The 6,193-nt window shown below is 65.7% G+C and carries 6 protein-coding genes and 1 tRNA gene; 2 read left to right on the top strand and 5 right to left on the bottom strand.

Going from position 1 to position 6,193, the window contains the following annotated elements; all coding sequences use genetic code 11:
• Positions 1-160 precede the first annotated feature (160 nt).
• Positions 161-634, bottom strand: coding sequence for a hypothetical protein (locus MTR65_RS20010; RefSeq protein ID WP_243803366.1), 474 nt, complete (start codon positions 632-634; stop codon positions 161-163).
• 385 nt (positions 635-1,019) lie between these two features.
• On the opposite strand from MTR65_RS20010, the gene MTR65_RS20005 reads away from it, so the two are divergent.
• Entirely contained in the window at positions 1,020-1,760 is a 741-nt protein-coding gene (locus tag MTR65_RS20005) for a metallophosphoesterase (protein WP_243803364.1), read from the top strand.
• Positions 1,761-1,772: 12 nt separating this feature from the next.
• Here the strand turns inward: MTR65_RS20005 and MTR65_RS20000 are convergent, their stop codons facing one another.
• Entirely contained in the window at positions 1,773-2,171 is a 399-nt protein-coding gene (locus tag MTR65_RS20000; RefSeq protein WP_243803362.1) for a hypothetical protein, read from the bottom strand.
• Positions 2,172-2,305: 134 nt separating this feature from the next.
• Entirely contained in the window at positions 2,306-3,478 is a 1,173-nt protein-coding gene (locus MTR65_RS19995; protein WP_243803360.1) for a pyridoxal phosphate-dependent aminotransferase, read from the bottom strand.
• Between the two features lie 177 nt (positions 3,479-3,655).
• Between MTR65_RS19995 and MTR65_RS19990 the strand changes: the two genes are divergently transcribed.
• Positions 3,656-3,731, top strand: a tRNA-Thr gene (locus MTR65_RS19990).
• Positions 3,732-3,761: 30 nt separating this feature from the next.
• On the opposite strand, the gene MTR65_RS19985 is transcribed toward MTR65_RS19990, so the two are convergent.
• Both MTR65_RS19985 and MTR65_RS19980 read right to left on the bottom strand, forming a co-directional pair.
• Positions 3,762-5,195: an ATP-binding protein gene (locus tag MTR65_RS19985; RefSeq protein ID WP_243803358.1), complete on the bottom strand. Its 1,434-nt coding sequence runs from the start codon at positions 5,193-5,195 to the stop codon at positions 3,762-3,764.
• Between the two features lies 1 nt (position 5,196).
• The gene (locus tag MTR65_RS19980; protein ID WP_243803356.1) at positions 5,197-5,925 is read right to left on the bottom strand and encodes a response regulator; all 729 of its coding nucleotides are present in this window, start codon (positions 5,923-5,925) and stop codon (positions 5,197-5,199) included.
• Between the last annotated feature and the right edge of the window lie 268 nt (positions 5,926-6,193).

The following is a 6,193-nucleotide window of genomic DNA, read 5'->3' as shown; positions in this document are numbered from 1 at the left end:
GGTGAGGCCGACAGTTCGGGGAGCCCGAGGGCGATGGCCCTCGGAACCATCCTTCTCAACGTCCCGGCTTGTCCTCAAGAACCTTCTTCCGGCTCCATTGGACGCACCCGAACCCCCTGCCTGTCCCGATTAAGTCCACCGGTAAGGTATCGTCGCATCCTCAGGGCAAGGCCCCTTCGCGAAAGGACCGAGACCACCCCTTTGCCTCAATCACACGTCCGTTGTGGAAGCGGAACGTGACGGGATAGACCTGCCGATCCGCAGAGGCGATGAACTCGATGGACGCCTCGTGCTCGCCGCAGGGATCGACGGGCCCATCCATATAGTCCCAGCCGAGATAGCGATATCGATCGGCCTTCATCAGCGCGACGACGGCGCGTGCGCCCTCCGCCCCGTGCCCCATTGGCCGCCCGACATCGCCTGCCCCCAGGTCAAAGGCAGCGTCGGGATCCATCAACTGATCCAACCGGTCCCTGCTGTTCGCATCGGAGCGCGCCGCCGTAACCACCAATTCGACAGCGCGCCGGGCAAGAACCTCGTGAAGTTCGCGCGCGCCCATGTCCGAACGCAGGTCACAGGCTGCAGCCGAAGCGGTGGCAGCAGACACCACGAGAAAGAACGTCGAGATCACCATAGGGAGCACTCTAGAGGCTGCCCGCCTGCCCGCAAGCTGGCACACGCCTACGTAGACCTGCGCATGTTCTTGACAACCGATGCGCAACACCTTCCGTGAGATATCGTCAAGCACCGGTCCGGGCTCGTCCCGAACCGGCTCCTGGTCCCGCTAGTCGTGTACTATGGGCAGGCCCGGACCGACGCTCGCGTTCGGCCGGGCCTGCCTCCGGGCCCTCCCCGAAACCGCCATGTCCGGATGGACTTGCCTGAGCGGTCTGACACATCGCTCGCGTCCCATGGCTATATCAAAGGATGCGCGTGAGGATGGGGCGGACACCTGGCCGTGGACCGATACGCTTTTCCCCGTGACTTCCTCATCTTCCTTTCCCTCGACATACGCTGGCATGCGCTGGTTTGGCGATATCCACGGTGCGCGTGCCGTTCATGCCGCGGCCGAAGAGGCCATGGCGCGGGGGTACGCCCTAGGTTTCATCGGCGACCTCACCGACGCCGATCCGGCGGTCCAGGATCCCGATAATGACAGCGCCGCCGTCCTGCGCCTCCTTGCCCGGCTCGACGCGCGGGGCCGGGCCGTGCTCGTTCCGGGAAACCATTGCTTCAAGTTGCTGCGCTACCTCGTGGCCTGGCGGGCCGGTGATGGCGCCGAGCGGCGCATGAAACTCACCCATGGCCTCGATCGCACACTGGCCGAAATTCGGGACGCGCCGGATCGCGATGCCCTTGTCGCGAGCACGATCCGCATCCTTTCCGCCGCGCCCCTGTGGCGCAACATCGGTCCCTGGCTGTTCGTCCACGCAGGCGCCAGTTCCGCCATGTTCGACCGTCCGGCTCCCACGGCTGGAGAGGCCCTATCCCTCAAGGGGGACGGGCGCGTACACCGCGCCCTCTTCGGCCAGACCGACGGAACCCGCGACAGCTCGGGCTATCCGGTGCGCCTTTACGACTGGCTCGAGAGCATTCCGAACGGACGCAGGGTCGTCATCGGCCATGACCGCTGCGAGGCTATCTTCACCCAGACCAATGCGAGGGGCGGAAAGCTGGTCCGAATCGACACGGGCGCGGGCAAAGGGGGAACGCTGTCCTGGCTCGACATTCCCGCAGGCGAGCTGCGGGGCTGCACCTGACCGGAATAACGTTCAATGAAGGCGGGAAGACACCGCCTCGCCCGGCTCTTCGCTCGCATCGCCCAGATGCACCAGCCAGGCCGAGGCCCACGCGCCCAGCAGCGCGAGCGCGGGAGTGGCGCCCTGCACGCAGACCTCTTCATCCGCGCCGTCCACGGCAAGCATCGCAAGGCACACACCGCCTCGCCCTCGCGAGCAGAGGAACCCCACGTCCTCCCCCAGGAGGCGCAGCACGCAGTCCATGCCCCCGACCTCTTTCGCCGTCACACGCGCCCCAAGCAGCGCGAGAGCCTCGCAGACGCGCGCATCCTCTTCGGCTGGGGCGCTCTGCGCGCACTCCTGCGCCAACGCGCGCAAACGGACGGTAAGGCTGGCCGTGTCGATATCGAGGGTAAGTTCGGAGGGAAACATGAGGGTGTCGACCTTGAAGGGGGAAGCGGCTCAAAGCCGCAGATCCCGCCCCCGGTCAATGTGGAAAATCCCGCATGTCGCCGCCCTATCCCGGATTGCGACACGCCACCCTTCAAACCTCAACGCGGCGCGCCTCAGACTTGTCTTCGCGCCGCAAACCAGGGTTTGAGACGCGCGATGGCCTCCGCAATTTCGGGCGGTGACACCGCAAAACTGAAGCGTATGAAGGTCTTGCCATGGACCGGATCGAAATCGATACCCGGCGCGGTCGCCACGCCGGTCTCGCGCAACATGTCCCGGCAGAAGGACAGGCTGTCCTGCGTATAGGCGCTGATATCGGCCCAGATGTAAAAAGCGCCATCGGGCGGTGCGATCTTCTCAAGTCCGAGATCGGGCAGCGCATCGAGCAACATCTGCCGGTTCTGCGTGTAATTGTGCACATGCCGCTGCAATTCCTCATCGCAGTCGAAAGCGACGAGCCCGGCATGCTGGGCAAGCACCGGCGGCGTCAGGAACAGGTTGCCCATCCGCGCGCGCGCCACCTCGATCAGATCGCGCGGAACCAGCAACCAGCCCAGGCGCCACCCCGTCATCGAGTAGTATTTCGAGAAGCTGTTGATGACGAGCGCATCGGGCGCATACTCGAGCAGCGAATGGGCCACGGGCCCATAGGTCAGCCCGTGGTAGATCTCGTCCGAGATCATACGGATGCCGCGCCGCGTGCAGACTTCGGCAATGGCGCGCAGTTCCTCGGTCGCGATGATCGTGCCGGTGGGATTGGCCGGACTGGCGATGATCACGCCATCGGGCGCCGGTTCCATCGCCTCGAGCGCGGCGGCGCTCAGCTGATAGCGCGCCTCGGGCCCGCATTCGATCTCGACCGCCTCCAGGTACATCGCCTTGAGCGTATTGCGGTAGGCCACGTAGCCCGGCCGGGCGAGCGCGACCCGCGCGCCGGGCCGGAACAGGCTGGACAGCGCCAGCACCAGCGCCGGGGAGGCCCCGCAGGTGAGGATGATCTGCTCGGCCTCGACGTCCTGCCCGTAACGTTCCTGGTAGTGCCGCGCGATCCGCGCCTTGAGCGTGCCATTCTCCCAGTACCCGCCCGGATCACTGTCGAGCTTTTCATGCGCCAGCGCCAGGGCTGCAGCGGGCGCTCCGGTCGAGGGCTGGCCATATTCCATGTGGATGATGTTGCGGCCCTGTTCGGCCAGTTCGTAAGCAAGCTTTCCGATCGAAATGGCGTGGAAGGGCTCGACTTCGGCAACACCGGAGGCAGGGCGAGCGGGAGACGCAGACGTGTTCATCCCACCGCTGCTAGGCCCCGCCCCTCTACACTGCAAGTCTCCCGGGATGCGCGGGAAAAGCTCCCGCACTCATCTTCCCGGTACATAGGATACGAATCCCTCTTGCGCTCCTTGGCTCCCCCCGGTAAAGGCGCCCCCTGCCTTGGCATCGGTTCTCCCGAGAATCGCCACAAGGACGCCGCTTTAGCTCAGTTGGTAGAGCATCGCATTCGTAATGCGGGGGCCACAGGTTCGAGTCCTGTAAGCGGCACCACTTCTCCTTAAAATCGTTGCAGTCGGCTCGCTATCGGGCCTTAGTGTCCTGAGGGTCGCCTCGTGGCAGGCGCAGGGTGGCTTCGAGGCCGCCTTCCGGTCGGTTGTGCAAGGTCAGTTCGCCCCCGTGGGCAAGGGCAATGTCGCGGGCGATGCTGAGGCCGAGGCCGACACCGCCTAGCGCGGTGTTACGCGACTTTTCCTCGCGGTAGAAGGGCTCGAACACGAGGCCGAGATTGGCCTCGGGAATGCCCGGGCCATCATCCCGGACACGAATGACGATGGCCTCCCCGCAGTCCTGCGCGACGATGTCGGCCCGCCCGCCGTAACGGATGGCGTTGTCGGTCAGGTTTACAAGGCACCGGCGCAGCCCTTGCGGGAAACCGGCAATGGGCGCGCCGCATCGGCCCACAAGCGTCGCCTGCGCGCCCTGTGTGTGCAGGTCTTCCAGAATGCCCGCCAGCACAGCGTCAAGATCAACCGCCTCCTGCAGGTCCTCGCCCGCGTTGCCCTGCATGAAGGCCAGCGTTGCATCCACCATGCCTTCCATCTCGTCGAAATCCTTGCGCCAGCCACCCTTTTCTTCGGTCCCGGGCAGCAATTCGGCGCGCAGGCGTAGACGCGTGATGGGCGAGCGCAGATCGTGCGAGACTGCCGCGAGAAAACGCGTGCGCTCGTCGAGATAGCCGACCAGTTGCCGCTGCATGCCGTTGAAGGCCTCCACCGCGCGGCGAACCTCGATCGGCCCCTTGCGCGGCAAGGCGGGACTGCGGATGTCGCGCCCCAGCCGCTGCGCGGCCTCGGCCAGCCGCTCCAGCGGCTTGACCGCCAGCCGCACGCCCAGCCACGTGAGCGCCGCAACCATCAGGATGCGCAATAGGTAGATGCGCAAGACATAGTCGGCGATCGTGCCCCCCGGATCGAAAAGAACGCCGTCCTCGTCCTCGCGTCCCCTGGCAACAAGCCAGGGATCGCCCGGCCTGCGGCGCACGGCAAGCGTGAAGGCGGCCCGCGGCTCCCGGTCGCGCAGCATGGACCAGCGTCCAGCCGGTTCGCCTTGCTCATCGAGTAGCTGGGCCGCCAGCACACGCACCTCGACGGCCCCGTCCAACTGATGCCGGATCGAGCCTGCGAGAATGGAGGAGCTACGCGCGAGGTCCTCCGGCTCCTCGCGCGCCTTTCCCCGGTCGGGAAGCACGGCGAGGCGCTTCAGGCGAAACTCCGGCGACTGCAGCTTGGCCAGCAGATCGTCGCGCCGGTCCGGCGGGGCGCTGTCCAGCACACGCAGACTGTCCGCAACCCGGGTCGCGAAGACGTGGGCCGGGATCTCGAGCAGTTGGCGACGGCGGCTTTCGAACCAGATCGTCCCGGTCAAAAGCTGCGAAAGGACAAGGCCACCAACCAGAAGCCACGCAATCCGGGCCGAGAGCGTCGCCGGGATGAGCCGGTGGAGGAGTGCGCGCATCTCAGCTGGACGCCGAGACGTCCACCGACAGCACATAGCCGCCGTTGCGCACGGTGCGGATCATACGAGGATTGCGCGCATCCTCTCCCAGCATCTGGCGCAGACGCGAAATGCACATGTCGATGGCCCGGTCCGAGGGATCGCGCTCGCGCCCGTAGACCTCGCGGGCGAGCACGTCGCGGCTGAGCGTCTGGAACGGCGCGCGCAGCAGTGCTCGCAAGGCGAGGTAATCGGAGTTGGCAACCGGCTGCGTGTTCTCCGGTCCCAAATCCTCACCCGGCGGTGACAGCAGATGGCGACGGGTGTCGAGCGTCCAGCCCTCGAATTGCAGATAGTCAGGCTCGCGCACCGTAGGCCCGTCCTGCGCCCGGCGTTGCCGGCGCAGGACGACGCGGATGCGTGCGAGAAGCTCGCGCGGATCGAAGGGCTTGGGAAGATAATCGTCGGCGCCCATCTCGAGCCCGACAATCCGGTCGACCAGACTGCCACGTGCCGTCAGCATGATGATCGGTATGTCACAGCGCTCGGTCAGCGCGCGGCACAAGGTCAGGCCATCGGTCCCGGGAAGCATGAGGTCGAGGATGATGAGGTCGGGCGTGCTTTGCGCGATGGATCTCCACATCGCATCGCCATCGGCCGCCCCCCGCGACTCGATGTCCGCTTCGGCGAGATAGCGGCACAGGAGGTCGCGGATATCGGCATCGTCGTCCACCACGAGCACGCGGCTCATGCTGCGCCCCCAGCTTGGGTACAGGCCGTTACACTGGGTGACAAAACTCCTGACAAGCTGACAAAATATCCCGGAAACATCGGTTTACCCATCTCAAGGCCCATTCTATCTCGCCCTCAATTGCGAATGAGTTGCATTATAAGGGGTAACGGGACATGAAACCAATGTTTTCTGGCAATAAAGTGTCATGCGCGTCGCTGACCGCGCTCGCGGTCGCGCTGGGCGGCGCCCAGGCGGCCCATGCCGACGCGGCGCCGGGCGCGAGCGC

It is taken from the genome of Novosphingobium mangrovi (assembly GCF_022818885.1).
Classification (GTDB): Bacteria; Pseudomonadota; Alphaproteobacteria; order Sphingomonadales; family Sphingomonadaceae; genus Novosphingobium; species Novosphingobium mangrovi.
Note: the sequence above shows the minus strand (reverse complement) of the source record. Positions and strands in the feature narration are given on the sequence as shown.